Raw genomic sequence first — 26,169 nt, 5'->3', positions numbered from 1 at the left:
GCCGCGCGCCCGCGCGGCTTTTTTGTTTTCGGCGCAAGGATGCGTTTCCATTTGTTACCACCCGGAACGAAGCGATCCCCGATGATGTCTTTCTGCCTGATGCGCGCGAAGCCGGCCCACCCGAAAGGCCGGTCGTGACGTGGGAGGACAACACCAGATGCTGCAACTCGATACGGAAATGATCCGGGCCTTCGTGCTGGCCCATGCGGAAACCATCCTGACCTGGCTGGTGGCCGGGCTGCTCATGATGCTGCTGGCGCGCTTCGAGCTGCGCCGCGCGGTGCGCAAGTCGGCCCAGGCCATGTCGGAATCGGTGGCGACAACCGTGGCGGCGTGCGTGCCCGATATCGCGCATGCCGTGCAGAACGCGCAGCCGCTTTCCGATTTCTCCCAGCCCGTGCAGGGCGAGGGCCCCGTGGCCGCGCAGCGTGCCGATGCCCTGCGCAAGCTGGCGCTGGACACCGTGGCAACCGTGATGGCCCGCGGCCGCTGGCTGGAAGATGTCGGCAACCTGCGGCTGGCAGAGGACGCGCTGCTGTCGGGCCGGCGCGCCGGCGGTGCTGACCCGCTGCTTGTGGTGGCGCCGCAGCCCGTGGTGCAGGCCTACCTGACCGCCCAACGCACGTTTGACGACGAAGCGACGCGCCTGCAGACCCATCGGCGCGAGGCGCTCCGCCTGCAGGAAGCCCTGCAGCAGGTGAACGCCGAGGCCGCCCATGTCGAGCAGGAAACGGCGAGCATCGTGCTGCGCTTCGAACAGGTCAATGCCCAGGCCGCGCAAGGCGTGGAGGCGGGCGATTACCAGCGGTTCCTGATCCAGAAGTACAACCAGCTTGGCATGCGCGAGAAGGAAATCGGCCAGGAACGCGCGGAACTGGCCGCCCAGGTGCGTGAAAGCACCGATGCGCTGGCCGAACATGCCCATGTGGCCTCGCAGCGCTATACCCAGGCGCTGGCGCCGCTGATGCAGCAATTGCGCGCCGCCTGGGGTCACGGCGATTCGCCCGAGGTCTTCGATACCTGGCTGGGCAGCCTGCCCGGCACGGGGCCGGACGGCGTTGCCAGCCCGGTCCCCGGCGGTCACTACCTGACGCCCCGGGCCGCGGGCGAGCAGACCGTCGCCTGATTCCACATCGCGGTATTCAGACAGCGGATGACGCCGGAGGCGGCGCCGCTGCGCTATGCTTGGGGTCTGTTGCCTCCACCGCCCCATGCGCTACAAGATTCCCGAATCGGTACTGGTCGTCATACATACGCCAGACCTGCAAGTCCTGTTGATCGAGCGTGCCGACCGGCCAGGCTTCTGGCAATCGGTGACGGGCAGCCTTGATGCCGAAGACGAGCCCCTGATGGCGACCGCAGCCCGCGAAGTTGCCGAGGAAACCGGCATCGTGGCCAGCCACTACCGGTTGACCGACTGGCGGCATACGATCGACTACGAAATCTACCCCCAGTGGCGCCATCGTTATGCGCCCGGCGTCACCCGTAATACCGAGCACTGGTTCGGCCTGTGTGTACCGGAGCCGCTGCCGGTGACGCTGGCGCCGCGCGAGCACCTACAGTTCGAGTGGCTGCCATGGCAGGCAGCCGCCGAACGCTGTTTTTCCAGCAGCAACGCGGAGGCGGTGCGCCAACTGGCCTGGCGTATGGCCGGGGCGCAGGGCGTGGAAGCCGGGGCCGTACGCGGGGATGCGCGATGAAACTGCGCGTCGTGACCTACAACATCCACAAGGGCGTGAAGGGGTTCTCGGGCAAGCCGCGTATCCAGAGCGTGCGCACGGGCCTGCAGTCGATGAACGCCGATATCGTGTTTCTGCAGGAAGTGCAGGATCGCAACGACCGCCTGATCGCCGCCGAACTGTTCGACCCCGATCACACCCAGCTCAACTACCTGGCCACCGACGCCTATCCGCATTCGGTCTACGGCCGCAACGCCGTGTACGAGCACGGGCACCACGGCAACGCAATCCTGTCGCGGCATCCGATCCTGATGTCGGAAAATCTCGATATTTCGGATCACCGCTTCGAACAGCGCGGGCTGCTGCACGCCGTGGCAGACATCAACGGCGTGGAGGCCCATCTGATTTGCGTGCATTTCGGGCTGTTTGCGCGTAGCCGGGTGCGGCAGGCCAGCGCGCTGGTGGACCGGGTGCGGTCAGTGGTGCCCGACCACGCCCCGCTGGTCATTGCCGGCGACTTCAACGACTGGAACCACAAGCTCGATACCCGTATCTGCAACACGCTGAATGCCGTGGAATCGGCCCATGCCAAGAACGGGCGCATTCATACCTTTCCGAGCCATATGCCGTGGTGGCAGCTTGACCGCATTTACGTGCGCGGTTTCGATATCGAACGCACGCAGGCGCTCACGGGGCGCGAATGGGCGCAGCGATCGGATCATGTGCCGCTGATGGCCGAGCTGGCGCACCGCGTGGCGATTCCGGAAGCGTAAGGCGGAAAGACAGCGCAGGGGCCGGTACACCCCCTGAATCTGGCGTCAGTGCGATGCCAGGTAGTCGCGGATCCAGCGGTAGATGGCCTCCGCGTCGGCCAGGTCGATCACGGGGAGCGTAGTCTGCCCGGCCACCTGGTCCATCGCATCGGTGGCCACGGCCACCACGCCCGGCACTTCGGGCCAGAGCGGCGCCTTGCCGTTGGCAGGCCGATAGATTTCGAGCTTGGGGAAATCGCTCCATTTGTAGCCCTCGACCATCACCAGGTCGGTATCGGGCGGCAGCACCGCCAGCGCTTCGCCGATTTCGGGCGACGGCTTGTCTTCCGGATAGTGGCGCATCAGCGTCAGGTGGCGGGCGCCCACCAGTACGACGTTCTCGCAGCCACCCTGGCGCATCCGCCACGAATCCTTGCCTGGCGTGTCCGGATCGAAACCGTGGTGCGTGTGCTTGATGCCGGCGACGCGCTGGCCGGCGGCCACGAAGCGGGGGATCAACTGGTCCAGCAGCGTCGTCTTGCCGCTGCCCGAGGAACCGGCGATACCGAATACCTTCACAATGCTTTCCCTGTTGGGCGTCACAATGGCCCGACAATAGCAGAGTTCGGCCGGGCCATGTGCAGGAGCCGCCCGTTGCCCGATAATCGAGCCATGTCACGGATCTACGATCGCGCCGAACCCGAATTGCCCCGGAACCCCGATGCGCCCGAGGTGCCCGGGGTGCCCGGGGTGCCCGAGGTGCCCGAGGTGCCCGAGGTGCCCGGGGTGCCCGATGGGCGGCAGGCGCCCGCGGAAGCCGCCGCGCCGCCGCCCGCGCCGCCCGGCCTCAGCGGGTCCGTCCACGAGTTGCGCACCGCCGGCGCCCATGCCAAGGCCAGGCTGATGCGCTGGGTGCGCCGTCGTGGCAGCCCGGTGCCGGACAATCTCGTCGATCTCCTCTGTAACGGCCAGGAGTTCTTTCCGGCGCTGATTTCCGCCATCGATGCTGCGCAGGGCCACGTGGTGGTGGAGACCTATATCTATGCCGACGACGACGTGGGCACACGGGTCGGCGATGCGCTGATTGGCGCCGCCCGGCGCGGCGTCGATGTGAGGCTGGTGGTGGACGGGTTTGGCGCCGGCGACATGCCCGCCGCGCTGCTGGACCGCCTGCGCACCGGCGGCGTCAATGTCGAAATCTACCGACCGATGCGCGGATTCAAGTTTGCGCGGCGCCACCTGCGGCGGCTCCATCGCAAGATCGCCGTGATCGACGGCAAGGTGGCGTTCGTCGGCGGCATCAATATCATCGACGACCACAACCACGGGCCGATCGATCTGCCGGAACTGGGGCCGCGCTACGATTTCGCGGTGCGCGTGCGCGGGCCGCTGGTGGCGCAGATCGCGCTGGCTTCTGCCCGCCTCTGGTTTCGCATCGCACAACGGCGCGGCCTGCGTGAAACCGCGAACGCGTTTGCCGAAGTGGAGGCGCTGACGCGCGGTGCGCGGCAGGCGCGGAGTGACGTCCAGGCCGACGGGGTGCCGGCCGCCTTGCTGCTGCGCGACAACCTGCGCAATCGCCGCACCATCGAACGCGAATACCTGTACGCGCTGGGCTCGGCGCGCCACGACGTGATCCTGGCCAATGCCTACTTCCTGCCCGGCCACAAGATGCGGCGCGCGCTGCTGGCCTGCCGCGAGCGCGGCGTGCGGGTGCGGCTGCTGCTGCAGGGCATGGTCGAATACCGGCTCCAGCACTACGCCACGCACGCGCTCTATGCGCGGCTGCTGGAGGCCGGCGTCGAAATCTACGAGTACGAGGAAAGCTTCCTGCACGCCAAGGTGGCGGTGGTGGACGATACGTGGGCCACCGTGGGGTCGAGCAACATGGACCCGTTCAGCCTGCTGTTGGCGCGCGAGGCGAATGTGGCGGTCTATGACGCCGCATTCGCCAATACGCTGCGCGTCCGGCTGGAGCGCGCCATGGTCCAGCGCAGCGCGCGGGTGATGCCCGAGGTGCACGCCCGGCTGCCGCGTTTGCGACGCTTTGCCAATTGGGCGGCCTACTACGTGTTGCGTGTCGGCGTCGTCATCGCGGGCGTGACGGGGCGCTACTGAGGCGCCGGCAAGGCGTCACACGGTAACATGGTGCCCTGCCGCGCTGCTGCCATGGCCGCTCGCGCGGATGCCGCGATCCCAGGCGGTTTTTAAGCCGTTGCTGCAATGCGTCGCAACGTGCGCCCGGGCCGGCGCCATCGGGGCCGCGTGTTTAGAAACACGGGTCTAATTAAATACTTGATGCCAGTCGGCCTCGCCAGAATAATCTGAACGACCGTTCTTTTTTGGCTTAGACTTCGTGCATTTGCGATGGCGGTTTGCTGTCGCGGCGCCTGCCGAAAGCAGCGTCAAGCCAGGAAACGGCATCCGCGGGATGCTGCAGAGAACGGAGAGAAAACCATGCGACACCAGTCAGTTCGTCTTGAATCCGCCGCCGCGCCCACGCCCTTGCGAAAGGGTGAGATGACGCGCGTGGCGATTCTCGATGCCGCACTGGAACTGTCGTCCCGCGACGGGCTGGAAGGTCTGACCATCGGCCTGCTCGCGGAACGCATGCAGATGAGCAAGAGCGGCGTGTTCGCGCATTTCGGTTCGCGCGAAGACCTGCAGGTGGAAGTGGTGCGCGAGTATCACCGACGGTTCGAGCAGGAGGTGTTCTACCCCTCGCTGCAGGAGCCGCGCGGTCTGCCTCGCCTGTGGTCGATGGTGCGGCGCTGGATGGAAAAGCGCATCCAGGAAGTCACCACGGGTTGCATCTACATCAGCGGGGCGGTCGAGTACGACGACCGCGCGGAAAGCCCGGTGCGTGACGAGCTGGTCAAGAGCGTCACCATCTGGCGGGCCGCGCTGTTGCGTGCCATCGATCAGGCCAAGGAAGAGGGGCACCTGCGCGCGGATTGCGATCCGCGCCTGATGCTGTTCGAGATGTACAGCCTTGAACTAGGCTTGCATCATGACGCCCGATTTCTGCGCCTGCCGGACAGTGCCGAGCTTGCCATGGTCGCGCTCAACAAACTGATTCAGTCTTACCGTACCTGAGCCGCCCCCGGGCAACGGTCGCACGCGTCCCCTCCAGGGCGTGCGGCATGCGCGTGTGGCGGCACTAAGCAAACCTCCAAGGAGTCTTTGATGGGCCAGTACACCGCACCGTTGCGCGACATGCAGTTCGTGCTCCACGAACTGCTCGGCGCAGAAGCCGAACTCAAGGCGATGCCGCGACACGCGGACATCGACGCGGACACCATCAACCAGGTTATCGAAGAAGCCGGCAAGTTCTGCGCGGACGTGGTGTTCCCGCTGAACCAGCCCGGCGACCGCGAAGGCTGCACCTACGTCGGCGACGGCGTGGTGCGCGCACCCAAGGGCTTCAAGGAAGCCTACCAGCAGTATGTCGAGGCCGGCTGGCCCGCGCTGGCCTGCGACCCCGAGTTCGGCGGCCAGGGCCTGCCGATCATCGTCAACAACGCGCTGTACGAGATGCTGAACTCGGCCGGCCAGGCATGGACGATGTACCCCGGCCTGTCGCACGGCGCCTACGAGGCGCTGCACGCGCACGGCACGCCGGAACTGAAGCAGACCTACCTGCCCAAGCTGGTGTCGGGCGTGTGGACGGGCACGATGTGCCTGACCGAGCCGCACTGCGGCACCGACCTGGGCATCCTGCGCTCGAAGGCCGAACCGCAGGCCGACGGCTCGTACGCGATCACGGGCACCAAGATCTTCATCTCGGCCGGCGAACACGACCTGGCCGAGAACATCATCCACCTGGTGCTGGCGCGCCTGCCGGACGCCCCGCAAGGCACCAAGGGTATCTCGCTGTTCGTCGTACCGAAGTTCATCCCCGACGCCAGCGGCAACCCGGGCGAGCGCAACGGCATCAAGTGCGGCTCGATCGAGCACAAGATGGGCATCCACGGCAACGCCACCTGCGTGATGAACCTGGACGGCGCGCGCGGCTGGCTGGTAGGCGAGGCCAACAAGGGCCTCAACGCCATGTTCGTGATGATGAACGCGGCCCGCCTGGGCGTGGGCGCGCAAGGCCTGGGCCTGACCGAAGTGGCCTACCAGAACTCGCTTGCCTACGCCAAGGACCGCCTGCAGATGCGCGCGCTGACCGGCCCCAAGGCGCCCGAGAAGGCGGCCGACCCGATCATCGTGCATCCGGACGTGCGCCGCATGCTGCTGACGCAGAAGGCCTACGCGGAAGGCGGCCGCGCGTTCAGCTACTGGACCGCGCTGCAGATCGACCGCGAACTGTCGCACCCCGACGAGTCGGTGCGCAAGGAAGCCGCCGATCTGGTGGCGCTGCTGACGCCGGTGATCAAGGCCTTCCTGACCGACAACGCCTTCACGTCGACCAACGAAGGCATGCAGGTGTTCGGCGGCCACGGCTACATCGCCGAATGGGGCATGGAGCAGTACGTGCGCGATGCGCGCATCAACATGATCTACGAAGGCACCAACACGATCCAGTCGCTGGACCTGCTGGGCCGCAAGATCCTGGGCGACATGGGCGCCAAGCTGAAGGCCTTCGGCAAGATCGTGCAGCAGTTCGTCGAGGAAGAAGGCACCAACGAAGCCATGCAGGAATTCGTGAACCCGCTGGCCGACATCGGCGACAAGGTGCAGAAGCTCACGATGGAAATCGGCATGAAGGCGATGGGCAACCCCGACGAGGTGGGCGGGGCAGCCGTGCCGTACCTGCGCGTGGTGGGCCACCTGGTGTTTTCGTACTTCTGGGCCCGCATGGCCAAGATCGCGCTGGAGAAACAGGGCAGCGGCGACAAGTTCTACGTCAGCAAGCTGGCCACCGCGCGTTTCTACTTTGCCAAGCTGCTGCCGGAAACCGCCGCCGAAATCCGCAAGGCGCGTGCCGGTTCGGCCACGCTGATGGCGCTGGACGCCGATCTGTTCTGACGGTCTGCATTGACTGATGGTGTCGCTCCCCGCTCCCGCCTCGCAGGAGCGGGGAGAAAACCGAACGCACGCAAAACTCTCTCCCAAACGCTCACGACTCTAGGAGCGCGCATGTCCAATTTCATCGTCAAGAAAGTCGCCGTGCTGGGTGCCGGCGTCATGGGGGCGCAGATCGCCGCCCACCTGGTCAACGCCCGCGTGCCCGTGGTGCTGTTCGACCTGCCGGCCAACGAAGGCCCCAAGAATGGCATCGCCCTGCGTGCCATCGAAAACCTCAAGAAGCTGTCGCCGGCGCCGCTGGGCATCAAGGACGAAGCGGGCCTGATCCGCGCGGCCAACTACGAGGACGATATCGAACTGCTCAAGGAATGCGATGTGGTGATCGAGGCGATCGCCGAACGCATGGACTGGAAGCACGATCTCTACAAGAAGGTGGCGCCGCACCTGGCGCCGAACGCGATCTTCGCGACGAATACATCGGGCCTGTCGATCACGGCGCTGTCGGACGGTTTCGACGCCGGCCTGAAGGCGCGCTTCTGCGGCGTGCACTTCTTCAATCCGCCGCGCTACATGCATCTGGTGGAACTGATCCCGACCGCCACCACGAAGCCGGAAATCCTGGACCGCCTGGAAGCGTTCCTGACCACCACGCTCGGCAAGGGCGTGGTGCGTGCCAAGGACACGCCGAACTTCATCGCCAACCGCGTGGGGATCTTCTCGATCCTGGCGGTGTTCGCCGAAGCCGAAAAGTACGGCATTCCGTTCGATATCGTCGACGACCTGACCGGCACCAAGCTGGGCCGCGCCAAGTCGGCCACGTTCCGGACCGCCGATGTGGTGGGCCTGGACACGATGGCGCATGTGATCAAGACCATGCAGGACGGCCTGGGCGGCGACCCGTTCGCGGCCGTCTACAAGACGCCGGCCGTGCTGAAGGGCCTCGTGGATGCCGGCGCGCTGGGCCAGAAGACCGGTGCGGGCTTCTACAAGAAGGAAGGCAAGGCCATCAAGGTGCTGGACGCCAAGACCGGCCAGTACGTGGATTCGGGCAAGAAGGCCGACGAGATCGTCGTGCGCATGCTCAAGAAGGATCCTGCCGAGCGCATCAGGCTGCTGCGCGAATCGACCAACCCGCAGGCGCAGTTCCTGTGGGCCGTGTTCCGTGACGTGTTCCACTACATCGGCGTCTATCTGGAACAGATCGCCGGGTCGGCCGCCGACATCGACCTCGCGATTCGCTGGGGCTTCGGCTGGAACTCGGGTCCGTTCGAGGACTGGCAGGCCGCCGGCTGGACGCAGGTGGCGCAGTGGGTCAAGGAAGACATCGACGCAGGCAAGGCGCTGGCCAATGTGACGCTGCCGGCCTGGGTGATGCAAGGCCCGGTTGCCGACAACGGCGGCGTGCATACGGCACAGGGCTCGTGGTCGCCGGCGACCAGCAGCTTCGTCAAGCGTGCCGCGCTGCCGGTCTACGAGCGCCAGGTGTTCCGTGCCGCCATCAAGGGCACCGATGCCGCCGACCCGCGTCGCGCCGGCAAGACCATCGAAGAGAACGACGGTGCGCGCATCTGGACCAGCGAAGGCGCCGACGATGTGCTGGTCATCTCGTTCAAGAGCAAGATGAACACGATTGGCCCGGACGTGCTCGACACCATCGTGCGCGCCGTGGACCTGGCCGAAGCCGGGTACAAGGGCCTGGTGGTCTGGCAGCCGACGTCGCTGCAGCTGGGCGCGCCGGGCGGTCCGTTCTCGGCCGGTGCGAATCTGGAGGCCGCGATGCCGGCCTTCATGATGGGCGGTGCCAAGGGCATCGAGCCGTTCGTGAAGAAGTTCCAGGACACCATGATGCGCGTGAAGTACGCGGCGGTGCCGGTGGTGCCGGCCGTGTCGGGTATCGCGCTGGGCGGCGGCTGCGAACTGATGCTGCATTCGGCCAAGCGCGTGGTGGCGATGGAAAGCTACGTGGGCCTGGTGGAAGTGGGCGTGGGCCTGGTGCCGGCCGGCGGCGGCCTGAAGGAAGCCGCGATTGCGGCGGCGAAGGCGGCGCAGGCTGCCGGCAGCACGAACTACCTGAATTTCGTCACCAACCGCTTCCAGGCGGCCGCGATGGCCAAGGTGTCGACGTCGGCGCTCGACGCGCAGAAGATGGGCTACGTGCAGCCGACCGACACCATCGTCTACAACGTCCACGAACTGCTGTACGTGGCGCAGAGCGAGGTGCGCGCGCTGGCCAATGCCGGCTACCGCGCGCCGCTGCCGGGCCAGCTGATTCCGGTGGCTGGCCGCTCGGGCATCGCCACGATCAAGGCATCGCTCGTCAACATGCGCGACGGCAACTTCATCTCGGCGCACGATTTCCTGATCGCGTCGCGCATTGCCGAAGTGGTGTGCGGTGGCGACGTGGAGGCGGGCTCGCTGGTCAGCGAAGACTGGCTGCTGGCGCTGGAACGCAAGGCGTTCATCGACCTGCTGGGCAACGGCAAGACGCAGGAGCGCATCATGGGCATGCTGCAGACGGGCAAGCCGGTGCGCAACTAATCCGCCAACGAGGAACCGACATCATGAAACAACTGCAAGACGCCTACATCGTTGCGGCTACCCGTTCGCCGATTGGCAAGGCCCCGAAGGGCGCGTTCAAGAACACCCGCCCCGACGACCTGCTGGCCTCGATCCTGAAGGCCGCGGTGGCCCAGGTGCCGGGCCTGGACCCGGCGCTGATCGAAGACGCCATCGTTGGCTGCGCCATTCCCGAAGCCCAGCAGGGCCTGAACGTGGCGCGTATCGGCGCGCTGCTGTCCGGCCTGCCCAATACGGTGGGTGGCATTACGGTGAACCGCTTCTGCGCCTCGGGCCTGTCGGCCGTGGCCATGGCGGCCGACCGCATCCGCGTGGGCGAATCCGACGTGATGATTGCCGCCGGCATCGAATCGATGAGCATGGTGCCGATGATGGGCAACTCGCCGTCGATGTCGCCGTCGATCTTCGAGCGCGACGAGAACGTGGGCATTGCCTACGGCATGGGCCTGACGGCCGAGAAGGTGGCCACGCAATGGCAGGTGAGCCGCGAAGACCAGGACGCGTTCGCGCTGGCGTCGCACCAGAAGGCCATCGCCGCGCAGCAGGCCGGCGAATTCAACGACGAAATTACCCCGATCGAGGTAGTCGAGAGGTTCCCGGACCTTGCCACTGGCCAGGTCAGCGTCAAGACGCGTACTATCTCGCTGGACGAGGGTCCACGCCCCGATACGTCGGTGGAAGGCCTGGCCAAGCTGCGCCCGGTGTTCGCCAACAAGGGCAGCGTGACGGCCGGCAACAGCTCGCAGACGTCGGATGGTGCCGGTGCGCTGATCCTGGTCTCGGAAAAGATCCTCAAGCAGTTCAACCTGGTGCCGCTGGCCCGCTTCGTATCGTTCGCGGTGCGCGGCGTGCCGCCGGAGATCATGGGGATCGGCCCGAAGGCTGCGATTCCGGCCGCGCTGAAGGCCGGTGGCCTGACGCAGGACCAGATCGAGTGGATCGAGCTGAACGAGGCGTTCGCCGCGCAGTCGCTGGCGGTGATGCGTGACCTGGAACTCGATCCGGGCCGCGTGAACCGCATGGGCGGCGCCATTGCGCTGGGCCATCCGCTTGGCGCGACCGGCGCGATCCGTTCGGCCACCGTGGTGCACGCGCTGCGTCGCCACAACCTGAAGTACGGCATGGTCACCATGTGCGTGGGCACGGGCATGGGCGCCGCCGGAATCTTCGAGCGCGTCTGAACGCGCCGCAGGGACAGCCCGGGGCAGGGCTGTCCCAACCTTCGATCAGATGAAGAAATGTATGGACACGAAGATGCCAACACGTTGACGCACTGACCCGGAGGAGAACAACAACATGCAGGAGACCGCCATTCTGGCCGACGCGGCATGCGACATGCCGCGTTCGATGATGGACGCGCTGGGCGTCCGCACCATCCCGTTCCGCATCCGCGCCGGCGACCGCTTCGTGGTCGACACGCGCGACGAGGCCGCGCTGCCGGACCTCTACCACCAGTACCTGGTGGGCAAGCAGGACCACTACGCCGAATCGATCCCGCTGCTCGAACGCGAACTGGAAGACCATCTGCTGAAGAACGTCGTGGCCGGTTGCGACCGCGCCATCCTGCTGACCATCGCCAGCAGCCGCAGCAAGCTTTACGCGAATGCCACCGGCGCGGTGGTGGGCACCGTTGCCCGCAGCTTCAAGCTGCGCAAGGACGCCGGCCGCAGCGGCCTGTTCGACCTGACCGTGATCGACACCGGCGCCATCGGCCCCGGCCAGGAGCTGATCGTGCGCGAGGCGGCCCGCATGCTCGCCAATGGCGCGAAGGCCTCCGACGTGGTCGGCGCCGTGGAGAGCCGCCTGCGCGACGCGGCGCACATGTTCCTGATCCCCGACGAGCTGCTGTACATGTACACGCGCGCCAAGCACAAGGGCGAGAACAGCATCACGTGGAGCCGCTACATGCTGGGCAGCGCGTTCAATATCCGCCCGGTGATCCGCATGCACCAGGGCGAGACCGAGGCGATTGCCAAGGTGCGCGGCGCAGAGGAGGGCATGCGCCGCCTGCTGGGCCATGTGGAAGCCTGCATCCGGGCGCGGTGCCTGCTAACGCCCGCCGTGGCCGCCGCCTATGCGGGGGATCTGGACGAGGTGGAATCGTGGCCGGCATGGCAGTCCCTGGCCGAGACCGCCGCGAAGTATGGCGTGGAGCTGATGCTCGCGCCGATGAGCCTGACCGTCGCGCTCAACGTGGGCGCCGGCGCGTTCGGCCTCAGTTATCTTTCCGACATGCCGCCACCGTTTGTGTGAGCGGCAGTCTGCATCACGACCGAGACGAGGAAGACATGAGCATTGCCACCCGCATCGACCAGGGCATCCTGACCATTGGTTTCGATCGCATCGACAAGAAGAACGCCATTACGGCCGCCATGTACCAGACCATGGCCGACGCACTGCGCGCCGCCGAATCCGATAACGCCGTGCGCGTGATCGTGATCGAGGGAAAGCCCGAAATCTTCACGGCCGGCAACGATCTGGAGGACTTCATGAAGCGTCCGCCGACGCAGGGCAGTGACGGCGCCCAGCCGCCGGTGTTCCAGTTCCTGCACGCCATCAGCCATGCCACCAAGCCGGTGGTGGCGTCGGTGAGCGGCGCGGCCGTGGGCATCGGCACCACGCTGCTGCTGCATTGCGACCTGGTCTACGCATCGGACACCGCCAAGCTGTCGTTGCCGTTCGCGCAGCTCGGCCTGTGCCCCGAGGCCGCGTCGAGCCTGCTGCTCCCGCGACTGGTCGGCTACCAGCGGGCCGCCGAGAAGCTGCTGCTGGGCGAGGCATTCAGCGCGCAGGAAGCATTCGCGATCGGGCTGGTGACGAAGGTGCTGCCCGTGGCGGAGCTGTCGGACTACGTGCGCCAGCAGGCGGCGAAGCTGGCGGCGCTGCCGGCGTCGTCACTGCGCGAGACCAAGCGGCTGATGAAGGGGGACGATGTGGCGACCATCGAGAAGAAAATGGCCGAAGAGGGCGAGGTGTTTCGCCGCATGCTGGTGGCCCCGGAAGCCAAGGAGGCGTTCACGGCGTTCTTCGAAAAGCGCAAGCCGGATTTCTCGAAGTTCGACTGAGGCGTGCTCCCCGCTCCCGTCTTTCGGGAGCGGGGAATCCAACCCGTCCCATCGGCCCGATCAGGCCGGCAACACGCGCGGTTGCCGGCTTTCGTCGGTGGCCACGTACGTCAGCGTGGCTTCCGTTACCTTGACGATCTCGTGGCTGTGGCGCATCCGTTGCGCGTAGACCTCCACTGAGACCGTGATCGAGGTGCGGCCCGTCTTGACGATGTCCGCGTAGAAGCTGACCAGGTCGCCCACGAACACCGGGTGCTTGAACAGGAACGAGTTCACCGCCACCGTGGCCACGCGGCCCTGGGCACGCTCCACCGCCGGAATCGAGCCGGCAATGTCCACCTGGGCCATGATCCAGCCGCCGAACACGTCGCCGTGCACGTTGGCGTCGGCGGGCATCGGCACGACACGCAGGGCTGGGTTCTTGCCGGCTGGCAGTTCGGAGAGGGGGGAGGAAGTGGACATGTCGGCGATCGATGAGAGCGGGAAATACGGGGAATTCATAAGGCAATAAGGCGGCGGTCTGCCGTACCTGGCGATCTCTGCGACAATCGCGGCATTGGCACGAATTCTAACGTATGCGCCGCTATTCCACGACCGCCGAGCCCGCCCCCGCCGAGCCGGCCAATGCATTGTTCAAGGGCGCCGGTGCGCCCCGCAGCGACTGGCAGACCGTCCGCAACCTGCTGCCCTACGTCTGGCACTACAAGTGGCGCGTGATGCTGGCGCTGGCCTGCCTGGTGGCTGCCAAGGTGGCCAATCTGGGCGTGCCGGTGCTGATGAAGAAGCTCGTCGACGCGATGGACATCAAGCCCGGCGACGTCACGGCGCTGCTGGTGGTGCCGGTCGGCCTGATCATTGCCTACGGGGTGCTGCGGCTGTCGGGCTCACTGTTCACCGAGTTGCGTGAAATCCTCTTTTCGAAGGTGACGCAGAGCGCGGTCCGGGAGATCGCGCTGCAAGTCTTCCGGCACCTGCACGCGCTGTCGCTGCGGTTTCACCTGGAGCGGCAGACCGGCGGCATGAGCCGCGACATCGAGCGCGGCACCCGCGGCATCCAGTCGCTGATTTCGTACTCGCTGTACAGCATCCTGCCGACGCTGGTGGAGATGTCGCTGGTCATCGGCTTCTTCTTCCTGCATTACGACATCTGGTTCGCGGCCATCACGCTGTGCGCGCTGGTGGGCTACATCACGTTCACGATCGTCGTGACCGAGTGGCGCACGCGCTTCCGGCGCAAGATGAACGAACTGGATTCGCGCGCCAACCAGAAGGCCATCGACTCGCTGCTGAACTTCGAGACGGTCAAGTATTTCGGCAACGAGGAATACGAGGCGCGCCGCTACGACGAGAACCTGCGCACCTACCGCGCGGCGGCCATCCGCTCGCAGAATTCGTTGTCGTTCCTGAACTTCGGCCAGCAGGCCATCATCGCCACGGGCCTGATCCTGATCCTGTGGCGCGCCACGGTGGGCGTGGCGGCGGGCAAGCTCACGCTGGGTGACCTGGTGCTGGTCAATACGCTGATGATCCAGTTGTACATCCCGCTCAACTTCCTGGGTGTGATCTACCGCGAGATCAAGCAGGCCACCACCGACATGGACCGCATGTTCGTGCTGCTGGGCACCAACCAGGAGGTGGCCGACAGCCCCGACGCCCCTCCGCTGCGCGTCAAGGGCGCCGAGGTACGCTTCCGCCACGTCGGTTTTGGCTACGAATCGAATCGCGTGATCCTGCACGATGTGGATTTCACGATTGCCGCCGGCACCACCACGGCCGTGGTGGGCCACAGCGGATCGGGCAAGTCCACGCTGGCGCGGCTGCTGTTTCGCTTCTACGACGTGACGCAGGGCGACATCGAGGTGGACGGCCAGGACATCCGCCGCGTGCGCCAGTCCACGCTGCGGGCGTCGATCGGCATCGTGCCGCAGGACACCGTGCTGTTCAACGACAGCATCTACTACAACATCGCCTATGGCCGGCCCGAGGCCACGCGCGAGGAAGTCATCGCCGCCGCGCAGGCTGCCCAGATCGACCATTTCATCCGCGAACTGCCGCAGGGCTACGACACGCCGGTGGGCGAGCGGGGCCTGAAGCTGTCCGGCGGCGAGAAGCAGCGCGTGGCCATCGCCCGCACGCTGCTCAAGAACCCGCCGATCCTGGTGTTCGACGAGGCCACCTCGGCGCTGGACTCGCGCACCGAACAGGCCATCCAGGCCGAACTGATGCGGCTGGCGCAGAACCGCACCACGCTGCTGATCGCGCACCGGCTGTCCACCGTCGTCCACGCCGACCAGATCCTGGTGATGGACCACGGGCGCATCGTCGAGCGCGGCACCCATGCCGACCTGATGCGTGCCAACGGCCGCTACGCCGAGATGTGGCAGATCCAGGCGCGCAACGCCGCGCAGGGTTCGCCCGATGCCGACGCCCGCGACATCGAGGTCGGCGACGCCACGCAGGACGCCTGACGATTGTCGACAATTGCTGTCGGCAACGGCTGCCGACAGCGGGCCGCGCACAATCATGGTTCGTCAATGCACCGCGCGCACGCCTCGTGCCGGTGCATGAGGGGATGGTGAAAAGCTGGCACGTCCCTTGCGAAAAGCCCCCTCCAGAGAGATCAACTACTGGAGAAGGTCCATGCCGCAATCCCCCGTGCGCCGTCATTTGCTGAAGCTGTGCACCGCGTTGGGCACCACGATGGTGCTGTCGACACTCTGCGCAGGCACCGCGCAGGCGCAGGCCGCCACAAAGATCCGCTTCCAGCTCGACTGGCGCTTCGAAGGCCCGTCGGCGCTGTTCCTGCTGGGCGAGCAGAAGGGCTACTACAAGGCCGAGAAGCTGGACGTGGCCATTGACGCCGGCAACGGGTCGGGCAACGTGGTCAACCGCGTGGCCTCTGGCACGTACGACATGGGCTTTGCCGACCTGGCGTCGGTGATGGAGTTCTACGGCAACAATCCCGACGCGAAGAACCGCCCCGTGGCCGTGATGATGGTCTACAACAACACGCCGGCCGCCGTGCTGGCGCTGAAGAAGTCGGGCATCAAGGCGCCGAAGGATCTGGCCGGCAAGAAGCTTGGCGCCCCGGTGTTCGATGCCGGCCGCCGCGCCTTCCCGATCTTCGCCAAGGCCAACGGCCTGCAGGCCGGCGCATTCAACTGGCAGGCGATGGACCCCACGCTGCGCGAGACCATGCTGGCGCGCGGCGATCTTGACGCCATCACCGGCTTCTCGTTCACGTCGATCCTGAACCTGAACGCGCGCGGCGTGAAGGACGAGGACATCGTGGTGCTGTCGTACCCGCAGTACGGCGTGAAGCTCTACGGCAACGCGATCATCGCGTCCGAACAGTTCCTGAAGAGCAACCCCGAGGCCGTGAAGGCCTTCCTGCGGGCGTTCGCGAAATCGGCGAAGGACGTGATCGCGCGGCCGGAAGATGGCGTCAAGGCCGTCAAGGCGCGCGACGGGATCATCGACGAGAAGCTGGAGGTCCGCCGCCTGAAGATCGCGCTGGACAGCGTGGTGAAGTCGCCCGACGCCAAGGCCGAAGGCTTCGGCCGCGTGAGCAAGCCGCGCCTGTCGCTGATGGCCTCGCAGGTGGCCGACGCGTTCGGCACCAAGGGCCGCATCAATCCCGATGCGCTCTGGACCGACGCCTACCTGCCTTCGGCCGCCGAACTGGACGTATTGCGATGATGGCACGCGAAGCGCTGATGCCCGCCTCGGGCACCCCGGTCGGCGACAAGCCGGCCAGGCCGTTCGTCGATTTCAACCGCGTCTGGCTGGCCTACGACGACGAACTGGCCCGCCGCGGCGAGTTCGCGGTCGAGGATATCTCGCTGCAGGCGCGCGAAGGCGAATTCATCGCCATCGTCGGCCCGTCGGGCTGCGGCAAGTCCACGTTCATGAAGCTGGCCACGGGGCTGCGGCCGGCCACGCGCGGCGCAGTCAGCATCAACGGTGCCAAGGTGACGGGGCCGCTCAAGCAGGTGGGGATGGCCTTCCAGGCGCCCACGCTGCTGCCGTGGCGCACCACGCTCGACAACGTGATGCTGCCGCTGGAGATCGTCGAGCCGTACCGGTCGACCATGCGCAAGAAGCGCGCCGAATATGTGGAGCGCGCCCGCGCGCTGCTGAAGACGGTGGGCCTGGCCGGCTACGAGGACAAGTATCCGTGGCAACTGTCGGGCGGCATGCAGCAGCGGGCGTCGATCTGCCGCGCGCTGATCCACGAGCCGCGCATGCTGCTGCTGGACGAGCCGTTCGGCGCGCTCGACGCCTTCACGCGCGAGGAACTCTGGTGCGTGCTGCGCGATCTCTGGCAGGCGCAACGCTTCAACGTGATCCTCGTCACGCACGACCTGCGCGAGGCCGTGTTCCTGGCCGACACCGTCTACGTGATGAGCGCGCGCCCGGGGCGGATCGTGCTCCGTCGCGAGATCGACCTGCCGCGTCCGCGCCCGCTGGACATCACCTATACCGAACCGTTTGCCGAACGCGTGCACGAACTGCGCGAGAAGATCGGCCACAAGCCTGGCAACCACTCTGACAACGCGGGACGGCCCTGAACATGACCACGATGTCCTCTCTCCAGGCGAAGCGCGTCCAGCGCGTCGCCCCCTGGATCCTGCTTGGCGCCTGCCTGCTGTTGTGGCAGGGCGCGTGCCTGGTCTTCGACGTATCCGACTTCATCCTGCCCAGCCCGTCGTCGATCGTGACGTCGCTGGTCGAGTACGCCGGGGTGATCGCCGGGCACGCGTGGCGCACGTTCTGGACCACCATGGTCGGCTTCGGCGTGGCCATCGTGGTGGGCGTGGTGCTGGGCATGCTGATGGGTTCGTCACGGCTGGCCTACGCGGCCACGTACCCGCTGATGACGGCATTCAACGCGCTGCCCAAGGCGGCCTTCGTGCCGATCCTGGTGGTGTGGTTCGGCCTCGGTGCCGGCCCAGCCATCCTGACCGCGTTCCTGATCTCGTTCTTCCCGATCATGGTCAACATCGCCACGGGGCTGGCCACGCTGGAACCCGAATTGGAGGATGTACTACGTGTGCTGGGCGCCAAGCGGCGCGACGTATTGCTGAAGGTGGGCCTGCCGCGCGCGCTGCCGTTCTTCTTCGCGTCGCTCAAGGTGGCCATCACGCTGGCGTTCGTGGGCACCACGGTGTCGGAAATGAATGCGGCCAACGAAGGGATCGGCTATCTGCTGGTGTCGGCCGGATCGGCGATGAAGATGCCCCTGGCGTTTGCCGGCCTGGTGGTGATCGCGGTGATGGCGATGGTCATGTACGAGCTGTTCGCCGTGCTGGAGAAACGGATGACCGGCTGGGCGCATCGGGGCTGATCGCCGCGGCCGTCTCGCCGGCGCATGGGCCGACCTAGCGTCCTGGACGCCGGGGCGACTCGCCCCGGCCGTCCATCGTCCCGAGGCGCTAGGCGTAGTCCAGCGGAAGCGCCGTCGTGTACTTGATCTGCTCCATCGCGAAGCTGGAACTGACATCGGCCAGTTCCACGCCCTGGATCAGCTTCTTGTACACGGCGTCATAGGCGGCGATGTCGGGCACCACCACGCGCAGCAGGTAGTCGGTGTCGCCCGCCATGCGGTAGAACTCGGTGACTTCCGGAATCGATGCCACGAGGTCGTGGAAGGTCTTCAGCCATTTCACGTTGTGCTGGCTGGTGCGGATCGAGACAAAGACGGTCACGCCCACATTGAGCCTGGCGGCATCGAGCAGCGCCACGCGCTTGCGGATGACGCCGGACTCTTCCAGCTTCTGAACGCGGCGCCAGCAGGGCGTGGAGGTCAGGCCGACGCGTTCGCCGATGTCGGCAACGGGTACGGAGGCATCTTCCTGCAGGATGCCCAGGATCTGGCGGTCATAGCGGTCCATCGTTGTCAGGTCCGGTAAGGGTGGTGGGCGCCAGCGGCTGGCCACCCTGGCAGGGCGGATGTCAGCTGACGACGTCCCAGGTCGCCGTATATTGTAAGAGCATTCCAATAAATGCCGACTTTCTGGAATTTTTTTGCCAATTGCGCCGGCGCTGCTCCGGCAGGCGATAATCCGCGCCATGGAAATCAAATGGCTTGAAGACTTCGTCAGCCTGGCCGAGACGCACAGCTTCTCGCGCTCGGCGGAACTGCGGCATGTCACGCAACCAGCGTTCTCCCGGCGGATCCAGTCGCTGGAGGCCTGGGTGGGCACCGAGCTGATCGACCGGTCGAGCTATCCCACCAGCCTGACCGAGGCCGGCAAGGTGTTCTACGAACAGGCGCTGGCGATGCTGGCGCAGGTCAGCGAAACGCGCGCATTGATGCGCGGCCAGCGGTCGGCCAACGCGCAGGTGCTGGAATTCGCGGTGCCCCACACGCTGTCGCTGACGTTCTTCCCGGAATGGCTTAAAGGGGTGGAGCGCAAGCTGGGCACGCTGCCATGCCGCTTGCGCGCGCTAAACGTCCACGATGCGGTGCTGATGCTGGTGGAAGGCGGCTGCGACCTCGTGATGGTGTACCACCATCCGCGTCAGGCCATCCAGCTCGATCCGGCGCACTACGACATGCTGGTACTGGGCACGGAACGGCTGTCGCCGTACAGCGTGCCCGACGCCACGGGCCGTCCGCTGTTTCGGCTGCCGGGCACCGACAAGAAGCCGGTGCCGTTCCTCAGTTACACGCCCAATGCGTTTCTGGGTCGCATGGTGGACATGCTGCTGGCTGAATCCACCGATTCGCTGAAGCTCGACAAATGCTACGAGACCGATATGGCCGAGGCGCTCAAGGTCATGGCGCTGGCGGGCCACGGCATGGCATTTCTGCCAGAAAGCACGGTGCGCGAGGACGTCGCCGCCGGCCGCCTGGTGCGGGCCGAGGCCGCGCGCGGCCTGCCGCAATCGATCGACATGGAAATCCGGCTCTACCGCGAGCGTCCGGCGGACGGCGGCGAACGGCGCGGCAGCCAGCTACGGCGCAAGCGCCAGCTTGTGGACAAGGTATGGGCGACACTGGTTGCCCCATCAACGACCACCTGAAAGGGCCTGGCCGGTGCGCCAACGTTATGCAAGTCTTGCATAACGGTCGTGTGGCGGATGAGCAAACGGCATTGGATTCGGGGAAGGGGGCGCCGATATGCTCCGTGTCACCTTCACTCGGAAACCAACGATGTCTTCCGCAGCACCGACGCAAAACGTCTCCAATGCTCACGCCCTGCCTTCGTACCTGAACGCCGACAATCTCGGTCCCTGGGGCATCTACCTGCAGCAAGTCGACCGTGTCACGCCCTACCTGGGCTCGCTGGCACGCTGGGTTGAAACCCTGAAGCGCCCGAAGCGTGCGCTGATCGTCGACGTACCCATCGAACTGGACAACGGCACCATCGCCCACTTCGAGGGCTATCGGGTGCAGCACAACCTGTCGCGGGGTCCGGGCAAGGGCGGCGTGCGCTTTCACCAGGACGTGACGCTGTCCGAAGTGATGGCCCTGTCCGCGTGGATGTCGGTGAAGAATGCGGCCGTGAACGTGCCGTACGGCGGCGCCAAGGGCGGCATCCGCGTGGATCCGCGCACGCTGTCGCAAGGCGAACTGGAACGCCTGACGCGCCGCTACACCAGCGAAATCAACCTCATCATCGGCCCGACCAAGGACATTCCGGCGCCGGACGTGAACACCAACGCCCAGGTCATGGCCTGGATGATGGATACCTACTCGATGAACTCGGGCAGCACGGCCACCGGCGTTGTGACCGGCAAGCCGATCTCGCTGGGCGGCTCGCTGGGCCGTCACGAAGCCACCGGCCGCGGCGTGTTCGTCGTGGGTTCCGAGGCCGCCCGCAACCTGGGCATGGACGTCAAGGGGGCGCGCGTGGCCGTGCAGGGCTTCGGCAACGTGGGCGCCGTGGCCGCCAAGCTGTTCCATGAGGCCGGCGCCAAGGTGGTGGCGGTGCAGGACCACCGCACGACGCTGTTCGACCCGGCGGGCCTGGACGTGCCGGCGATGATGGAATACGCATCGCACAGCGGCACGATCGAGGGTTATCGCGCCGAAGTCATCAAGGGCGACCAGTTCTGGGAAGTGGACTGCGACATCCTGATCCCGGCCGCGCTGGAAGGCCAGATCACGGCCGAAAACGCGCCGAAAATCACGGCGAAGCTGGTGATCGAGGGCGCCAACGGCCCGACCACCCCGCAGGCCGACGACATCCTGCGCGAGCGCAATATCCTGGTCTGCCCGGACGTGATCGCCAACGCCGGCGGCGTGACGGTGTCCTATTTCGAATGGGTGCAGGACTTCTCCAGCTTCTTCTGGACCGAAGAGGAAATCAACGAGCGCCTGGTACGAATCATGCAAGAGGCCTTCCGGGCGATCTGGCAGGTTGCCCAGGACAACAAGGTCACGCTGCGTACGGCCGCGTTCATCGTCGCCTGCTCGCGGATCCTGCAGGCGCGCGAAATGCGCGGTCTGTATCCATGATGCAGGCGGGTCAAGGAACGGGACGCCAGTGCTGCTGCAACGCAGCAAATCTGGCGCCCATCCTGATTCACTGAGAAACGGCCACCGGACTTGTTCCGGTCGCCTTTTTTTTTCTGTTGGCGTCCCTTCCCGAAACTTGCAATCCGACGTTCGCAGTTGTGTCTCATTTTGGCGCATTGCCGCGAAACACTGCCTGGAATGGCACCAGTTAGGGGAAAAACCCGTTGTCTTGGGTGACGAGCTAAGCAATACTGTTTCGCCGGCGGGACTGTCTGTTACAGTCGCGCCTTTCTCTCTTCATGGTCAAGGAGATGTTATGAATGTTGCCAAGTTGGCCGGCCTGATGATTGCGGCAGGCATGCTGTGCGCGAGCGCACAGGCAGCCGAGCCGCTGACGGGTACGCTGCAGAAGATCAAGGATACGGGTGTCATCACGCTGGGTGTGCGGGACTCTTCGATTCCGTTCAACTACAACCTGGGCGGTGTGCGCCAGGTCGGCTATTCCTACGATATCAATATGAAGATCGTGGAAGCCATCAAGGACCAGCTGAAGCTGCCGAACCTGCAGGTCAAGGAAATCCCGATCACCTCGCAGAACCGCATCACGCTGCTGCAGAACGGCACGATCGACATCGAGTGCGGCTCGACGACGAACAACCTCGAGCGCCAGAAGCAGGCATCGTTCACCACCAGCATCTTCATCATCGGCACGCGCATCATGGTGAAGAAGGACGGCGGCATCAAGGACTGGGCCGACCTGAAGGGCAAGAACGTGGTGACCACGGCTGGTACGACGTCGGAGCGCCTGCTGCGCAAGATGAACGACGACCAGAAGCTGGGCATGAACATCATCAGCACCAAGGACCATGGCCAGTCGTTCCTGACGCTGGAATCGGGCCGCGCCGTGGCGTTCATGATGGACGACGCGCTGCTGTACGGCGAGCGCGCCAAGGCCAAGAACCCGAACGACTGGATCGTGGTGGGCAAGCCGCAGTCGCGTGAATCGTATGGCTGCATGATCCGCAAGGACGACGTGCCGTTCAAGAAGCTGTCCGACCAGGTGATCACCGGCCTGATGAAGGAGGGCTCGATCAACCAGATGTACACGAAGTGGTTCCAGCAGCCGGTGCCTCCGAAGGGCCTGAACCTGGACTTCCCGCTGTCCGAAGACATGAAGGCGCTCTTCAAGAACCCGAACGACAAGGCACTCGACTGATCTGCGTGATTGGAGCAGTGCGAAACGGAAGGAGCAGTCCTTCCGTTTCTTTTTGAGGACGCACTATGGATTACATTTTTCACTGGGGAGTCTTCCTCGAGCAGGCCGCCTCCAACGAGACGTACCTGGACTGGATGATTTCCGGTCTCAAGGTCACGATCGCGCTGGGCCTGTCGTCGTGGGTGATCGCGCTCGTCATCGGCTCCGTGCTGGGTGTGCTGCGCACCGTGCCGAACAAGTGGCTGTCGGGGTTCGCCGCCACGTACGTCGAGATTTTCCGGAACATTCCGCTGCTGGTGCAGCTGTTCATCTGGTACTTCGTCGGTCCCGAGCTGCTGCCCGGCGGCGAGGCCATCAAGCAGATGAACCCGTTCACCCAGCAGTTCCTGGCCGCCATGATCTGCCTGGGCACGTTCACCGCCGCCCGGGTTTGCGAACAGGTGCGCTCGGGTATCAATTCGCTGCCGCGCGGCCAGAAGAACGCCGGCCTGGCCATGGGCTTCACGCTGTCGCAAACGTATCGCCACGTGCTGCTGCCGATGGCGTTCCGCGTCATCGTGCCGCCGATCACGTCCGAATTCCTGAACATCTTCAAGAACTCGGCCGTGGCGTCGACCATCGGCCTGCTGGAACTGGCTGCGCAAGGCCGCCAGCTGGTGGACTACACCGCGCGCCCGTATGAATCGTTCATCGCGGTCACGCTGCTGTACGCGCTGATCAACTTCACGGTGATGTTCCTGATGCGCTGGGTGGAACGCCGTACCCGCGTGCCGGGCTTCATCGGCGGCAAGTAAGGAGCTGGAACATGGCATACGAATTCGATTTCAGCTCGATCAACGCATCGACCATCCACGTGCTTGGCGAGGGCATGATGGTGTCGCTGAAGATCACCGTGACCGCGGTGATCGTCGGCATCGTCTGGGGCACGATCCTGGCGATGATGCGCCTGTCGTCGAGCAAGCCGCTGAACTGGTTCGCGCAGGGGTACGTGACGCTGTTCCGGTCCATCCCGCTGGTGATGGTGCTGTTGTGGTTCTTCCTGATCATCCCGCAGCTGCTGCAGAAGGTGTTCAACCTGAACGCCGCGTCCGACCTGCGCATGACGTCCGCGCTGATCGCGTTCTCGCTGTTCGAGGCCGCGTACTACTCGGAAATCATCCGCGCCGGTATCCAGAGCGTGTCGCGCGGGCAGATGTTCGCCGCGCAGGCGCTGGGCATGACCTATGGCCAGACCATGCGCCTGGTGGTGCTGCCGCAGGCGTTCCGCAACATGGTGCCGCTGCTGCTGACGCAGGGCATCATCCTGTTCCAGGATACGTCGCTGGTCTACGTGAGCGCGCTGGCCGACTTCTTCGGCCAGGCCTACGGCATTGGCGAGCGTGATGGCCGCATCGTGGAGATGCTGCTGTTCGCCGGCCTCGTGTACTTCATCATTTGTTTCTCCGCTTCGCTGCTGGTCAAGCGTTATCAGAAAAAGGTGGCCGTATGATCGAAATTAATAACGTTTCCAAGTGGTACGGCGCCTTCCAGGTGCTGACGGACTGCACGACCAAGGTCGCCAAGGGTGAAGTGGTGGTGGTGTGCGGCCCGTCGGGCTCGGGCAAATCGACGCTGATCAAGACGGTGAACGCGCTGGAACCGTTCCAGAAGGGCGACATCCTGGTGGACGGCACGTCGGTGGGCAATCCGAAGACCAACCTGCCCAAGCTGCGTTCGCGCGTGGGCATGGTGTTCCAGAACTTCGAACTGTTCCCGCACCTGTCGATCACCGAGAACCTGACCATCGCGCAGATGAAGGTGCTGGGCCGCTCGAAGGAAGAGGCGACGGCCAAGGGCCTGAAGTATCTGGAACGCGTGGGCCTGAAGAGCCAGGCCTCGAAGTATCCGGGCCAGCTGTCGGGCGGTCAGCAGCAGCGCGTGGCCATCGCCCGTGCGCTGTCGATGGATCCGATCTGCATGCTGTTCGACGAGCCGACGTCGGCACTTGACCCCGAAATGGTCAATGAAGTGCTGGACGTGATGGTGCAGCTGGCGCAGGAAGGCATGACGATGATGTGCGTGACCCACGAAATGGGCTTCGCCCGCAAGGTGGCCAACCGCGTGATCTTCATGGACGCCGGCAAGATCGTCGAAGACTGTCCGAAGGAAGAGTTCTTCGGCAACATCGACGCCCGCTCGGAACGCGCCCGCCAGTTCCTGTCGAAGATCCTGCACCACTGAAGCAGACCGCTGGTTTGCTCCCCTCTCCCGCTGCGCGGGAGAGGGGTTGGGGAAGCGGGCGAGGGGGCGCAAAACCGACAGCCTTCTCCGGGGCTTGCGTGCGGAACAAACCGACGGCTTCGCTCAGCGTGGCTCGTTGTTAGCCCACCCCTCTCCCGCACCCTCTCCCCTTGAGGGGAGAGGGACCCAAGACCTCACCATCTGTCACCGCTTGGGCGTGTTCGACGGCGTTGGCCATCCAACAACAAGCAGCCCCTCAATCGTGAGGGCAGCTCGCGGACACGCAAGCAGTTCAAGTACACGCCGTATTGGCCGCGTTTTTCGCCTGTACCTCGGGCGGGATCGGCACCGTCCAGGTCATGGTGGGCCGGCCGTCCTCGAACATGATCAGTTCGCCCGGGGCAAACTGCGTCCACGTCTCGTTGTCGGTCAGCGGCGCGGTGGCAATCACCGCCACGCGGTCGTCCGGCGTGGTGACCTGCGAGAAGTCGATCGACAGGTCGGCATCGATCAGATGGGCCTTCGAAAACGGCCATTGCCGCACGATGTAGTACAGCCGCGTGGAGCAGTGCGCAAACAGCGCCTGCCCGTTGCATAGCAAAAAGTTGAAAACGCCATGCAGCGTGATATCGCGGGTAATGTCGGCCAGGGCATGGCCCAGCTCGTTGAGCGGCGGCTGCGACCCAGGAAACCGCTTTCTCAGCCCCTGCATCAGCGTGCAGAAGGCCAGTTCGCTGTCGGTATCGCCCACGGGCTGGTAGACGCCGGACAGGAACGGCGTGAAGCCTTTCAGGTCGCCGTTGTGGGCAAAGATCCAGTGCCGGCCCCATAGCTCGCGCATGAACGGGTGGCAGTTCTCCAGCAGCACCGTTCCCTGCGTGGCCTTGCGGATATGGGAGATGACGTTCTTCGACTTGATCGGATAGCGTTTGATCAGGTCGGCCACCGGCGACGTACCGGCCGACTGGTTGTCGATGAACAGCCGGCAGGCCTTGTCCTCGAAGAACGCCACGCCGAAACCGTCGGCGTGATGGTCTGTCACGCCGCCGCGGGCGGCGAAGCCGGTAAAGGAAAACGTCACGTCGGTGGGCGTGGCGCAGTTCATGCCTAGCAGCTGGCACATGGCAAGGGCACCGTGCGGCAGGGGGCTGCCGCTTTGCAATAGAATGCAGACATTATCATGCGCGTGCCCGATGCTGCCAAGCCGGGCGCCGCGCCC

The 26,169-nt window shown here is 65.3% G+C and carries 24 protein-coding genes; 20 read left to right on the top strand and 4 right to left on the bottom strand.

Going from position 1 to position 26,169, the window contains the following annotated elements; all coding sequences use genetic code 11:
* The first annotated feature begins 160 nt into the window (after positions 1-160).
* The 3 genes from BLQ58_RS05775 to BLQ58_RS05765 all read left to right on the top strand — a co-directional run bounded on the left by BLQ58_RS05775 (position 161) and on the right by BLQ58_RS05765 (position 2,452).
* A complete protein-coding gene (locus BLQ58_RS05775; RefSeq protein WP_092595548.1) occupies positions 161-1,126 on the top strand; it encodes a hypothetical protein in 966 nt (321 codons plus the stop codon).
* Between the two features lie 85 nt (positions 1,127-1,211).
* Positions 1,212-1,700, top strand: coding sequence for a dihydroneopterin triphosphate diphosphatase (gene nudB, locus BLQ58_RS05770; protein ID WP_092595398.1), 489 nt, complete (start codon positions 1,212-1,214; stop codon positions 1,698-1,700).
* Positions 1,697-2,452 carry an endonuclease/exonuclease/phosphatase family protein gene (locus tag BLQ58_RS05765; protein WP_092595396.1) on the top strand — a complete coding sequence of 252 codons (756 nt, stop codon included), beginning with the start codon at positions 1,697-1,699 and terminating at the stop codon, positions 2,450-2,452. Before nudB ends, BLQ58_RS05765 begins: the two co-directional genes overlap by 4 nt.
* 45 nt (positions 2,453-2,497) lie before the next feature.
* Here the strand turns inward: BLQ58_RS05765 and mobB are convergent, their stop codons facing one another.
* Positions 2,498-3,010: a molybdopterin-guanine dinucleotide biosynthesis protein B gene (mobB, locus tag BLQ58_RS05760; RefSeq protein WP_092595394.1), complete on the bottom strand. Its 513-nt coding sequence runs from the start codon at positions 3,008-3,010 to the stop codon at positions 2,498-2,500.
* A 324-nt stretch (positions 3,011-3,334) separates the two neighbouring features.
* Between mobB and clsB the strand changes: the two genes are divergently transcribed.
* From clsB to BLQ58_RS05720, 7 genes are all read left to right on the top strand, one after another.
* Positions 3,335-4,549: a cardiolipin synthase ClsB gene (gene clsB / locus BLQ58_RS05750; RefSeq protein ID WP_092595390.1), complete on the top strand. Its 1,215-nt coding sequence runs from the start codon at positions 3,335-3,337 to the stop codon at positions 4,547-4,549.
* Between the two features lie 387 nt (positions 4,550-4,936).
* Positions 4,937-5,527, top strand: coding sequence for a TetR/AcrR family transcriptional regulator (locus tag BLQ58_RS05745; protein ID WP_092595388.1), 591 nt, complete (start codon positions 4,937-4,939; stop codon positions 5,525-5,527).
* Between the two features lie 90 nt (positions 5,528-5,617).
* The gene (locus BLQ58_RS05740) at positions 5,618-7,405 is read left to right on the top strand and encodes an acyl-CoA dehydrogenase C-terminal domain-containing protein (protein WP_092595386.1); all 1,788 of its coding nucleotides are present in this window, start codon (positions 5,618-5,620) and stop codon (positions 7,403-7,405) included.
* A gap of 111 nt (positions 7,406-7,516) precedes the next feature.
* Positions 7,517-9,943, top strand: a complete 2,427-nt coding sequence (locus BLQ58_RS05735) for a 3-hydroxyacyl-CoA dehydrogenase/enoyl-CoA hydratase family protein (protein WP_092595384.1) — start codon at positions 7,517-7,519, stop codon at positions 9,941-9,943.
* A gap of 20 nt (positions 9,944-9,963) precedes the next feature.
* Positions 9,964-11,163, top strand: coding sequence for an acetyl-CoA C-acyltransferase (locus BLQ58_RS05730; protein ID WP_092595546.1), 1,200 nt, complete (start codon positions 9,964-9,966; stop codon positions 11,161-11,163).
* Between the two features lie 115 nt (positions 11,164-11,278).
* Positions 11,279-12,235, top strand: coding sequence for a DegV family protein (locus BLQ58_RS05725; RefSeq protein WP_092595382.1), 957 nt, complete (start codon positions 11,279-11,281; stop codon positions 12,233-12,235).
* Between the two features lie 35 nt (positions 12,236-12,270).
* Positions 12,271-13,047: an enoyl-CoA hydratase gene (locus BLQ58_RS05720; protein ID WP_092595380.1), complete on the top strand. Its 777-nt coding sequence runs from the start codon at positions 12,271-12,273 to the stop codon at positions 13,045-13,047.
* A 60-nt stretch (positions 13,048-13,107) separates the two neighbouring features.
* Here the strand turns inward: BLQ58_RS05720 and BLQ58_RS05715 are convergent, their stop codons facing one another.
* Entirely contained in the window at positions 13,108-13,509 is a 402-nt protein-coding gene (locus tag BLQ58_RS05715) for an acyl-CoA thioesterase (protein WP_092595544.1), read from the bottom strand.
* A 113-nt stretch (positions 13,510-13,622) separates the two neighbouring features.
* Between BLQ58_RS05715 and BLQ58_RS05710 the strand changes: the two genes are divergently transcribed.
* The 4 genes from BLQ58_RS05710 (at position 13,623) to BLQ58_RS05695 (ending at position 18,394) form a co-directional block, all read left to right on the top strand.
* Positions 13,623-15,515: an ABCB family ABC transporter ATP-binding protein/permease gene (locus tag BLQ58_RS05710; RefSeq protein ID WP_092595378.1), complete on the top strand. Its 1,893-nt coding sequence runs from the start codon at positions 13,623-13,625 to the stop codon at positions 15,513-15,515.
* A gap of 172 nt (positions 15,516-15,687) precedes the next feature.
* On the top strand, positions 15,688-16,746 hold the full coding sequence (locus BLQ58_RS05705) for an ABC transporter substrate-binding protein (RefSeq protein WP_092595376.1): 1,059 nt from the start codon (positions 15,688-15,690) through the stop codon (positions 16,744-16,746).
* Positions 16,743-17,618, top strand: a complete 876-nt coding sequence (locus BLQ58_RS05700) for an ABC transporter ATP-binding protein (RefSeq protein WP_092595374.1) — start codon at positions 16,743-16,745, stop codon at positions 17,616-17,618. Before BLQ58_RS05705 ends, BLQ58_RS05700 begins: the two co-directional genes overlap by 4 nt.
* Before the next feature lie 2 nt (positions 17,619-17,620).
* Positions 17,621-18,394, top strand: coding sequence for an ABC transporter permease (locus tag BLQ58_RS05695; RefSeq protein WP_092595372.1), 774 nt, complete (start codon positions 17,621-17,623; stop codon positions 18,392-18,394).
* 88 nt (positions 18,395-18,482) lie between these two features.
* Here BLQ58_RS05695 and BLQ58_RS05690 read toward each other — a convergent pair whose 3' ends face one another.
* Positions 18,483-18,941, bottom strand: coding sequence for an Lrp/AsnC family transcriptional regulator (locus tag BLQ58_RS05690; protein ID WP_092595370.1), 459 nt, complete (start codon positions 18,939-18,941; stop codon positions 18,483-18,485).
* 178 nt (positions 18,942-19,119) lie between these two features.
* On the opposite strand from BLQ58_RS05690, the gene BLQ58_RS05685 reads away from it, so the two are divergent.
* The 6 genes from BLQ58_RS05685 to BLQ58_RS05660 all read left to right on the top strand — a co-directional run bounded on the left by BLQ58_RS05685 (position 19,120) and on the right by BLQ58_RS05660 (position 24,950).
* On the top strand, positions 19,120-20,076 hold the full coding sequence (locus BLQ58_RS05685; protein ID WP_092595368.1) for a LysR family transcriptional regulator: 957 nt from the start codon (positions 19,120-19,122) through the stop codon (positions 20,074-20,076).
* Between the two features lie 130 nt (positions 20,077-20,206).
* The gene (locus BLQ58_RS05680) at positions 20,207-21,514 is read left to right on the top strand and encodes a Glu/Leu/Phe/Val family dehydrogenase (RefSeq protein ID WP_092595366.1); all 1,308 of its coding nucleotides are present in this window, start codon (positions 20,207-20,209) and stop codon (positions 21,512-21,514) included.
* A 316-nt stretch (positions 21,515-21,830) separates the two neighbouring features.
* The gene (locus BLQ58_RS05675; RefSeq protein WP_092595364.1) at positions 21,831-22,730 is read left to right on the top strand and encodes a glutamate/aspartate ABC transporter substrate-binding protein; all 900 of its coding nucleotides are present in this window, start codon (positions 21,831-21,833) and stop codon (positions 22,728-22,730) included.
* 65 nt (positions 22,731-22,795) lie between these two features.
* A complete protein-coding gene (locus BLQ58_RS05670) occupies positions 22,796-23,524 on the top strand; it encodes an amino acid ABC transporter permease (RefSeq protein WP_092595362.1) in 729 nt (242 codons plus the stop codon).
* An 11-nt stretch (positions 23,525-23,535) separates the two neighbouring features.
* Positions 23,536-24,219 (top strand): glutamate/aspartate ABC transporter permease GltK, encoded by a 684-nt coding sequence (gene gltK, locus BLQ58_RS05665; RefSeq protein WP_029051565.1) that lies wholly within the window; start codon positions 23,536-23,538, stop codon positions 24,217-24,219.
* Complete coding sequence (locus BLQ58_RS05660; RefSeq protein ID WP_029051564.1) at positions 24,216-24,950, top strand: amino acid ABC transporter ATP-binding protein; 735 nt, start codon at positions 24,216-24,218, stop codon at positions 24,948-24,950. Before gltK ends, BLQ58_RS05660 begins: the two co-directional genes overlap by 4 nt.
* A 292-nt stretch (positions 24,951-25,242) precedes the next feature.
* Here BLQ58_RS05660 and BLQ58_RS05655 read toward each other — a convergent pair whose 3' ends face one another.
* Complete coding sequence (locus BLQ58_RS05655) at positions 25,243-26,073, bottom strand: class II glutamine amidotransferase (protein ID WP_029051563.1); 831 nt, start codon at positions 26,071-26,073, stop codon at positions 25,243-25,245.
* Positions 26,074-26,169 lie beyond the last annotated feature (96 nt).

This window comes from Ralstonia sp. 25mfcol4.1, from assembly GCF_900104095.1.
Lineage (GTDB): Bacteria > Pseudomonadota > Gammaproteobacteria > Burkholderiales > Burkholderiaceae > Cupriavidus.
The sequence above is the reverse complement of the archived record's forward strand: the minus strand, read 5'-3'. Positions and strand labels throughout refer to the sequence as shown.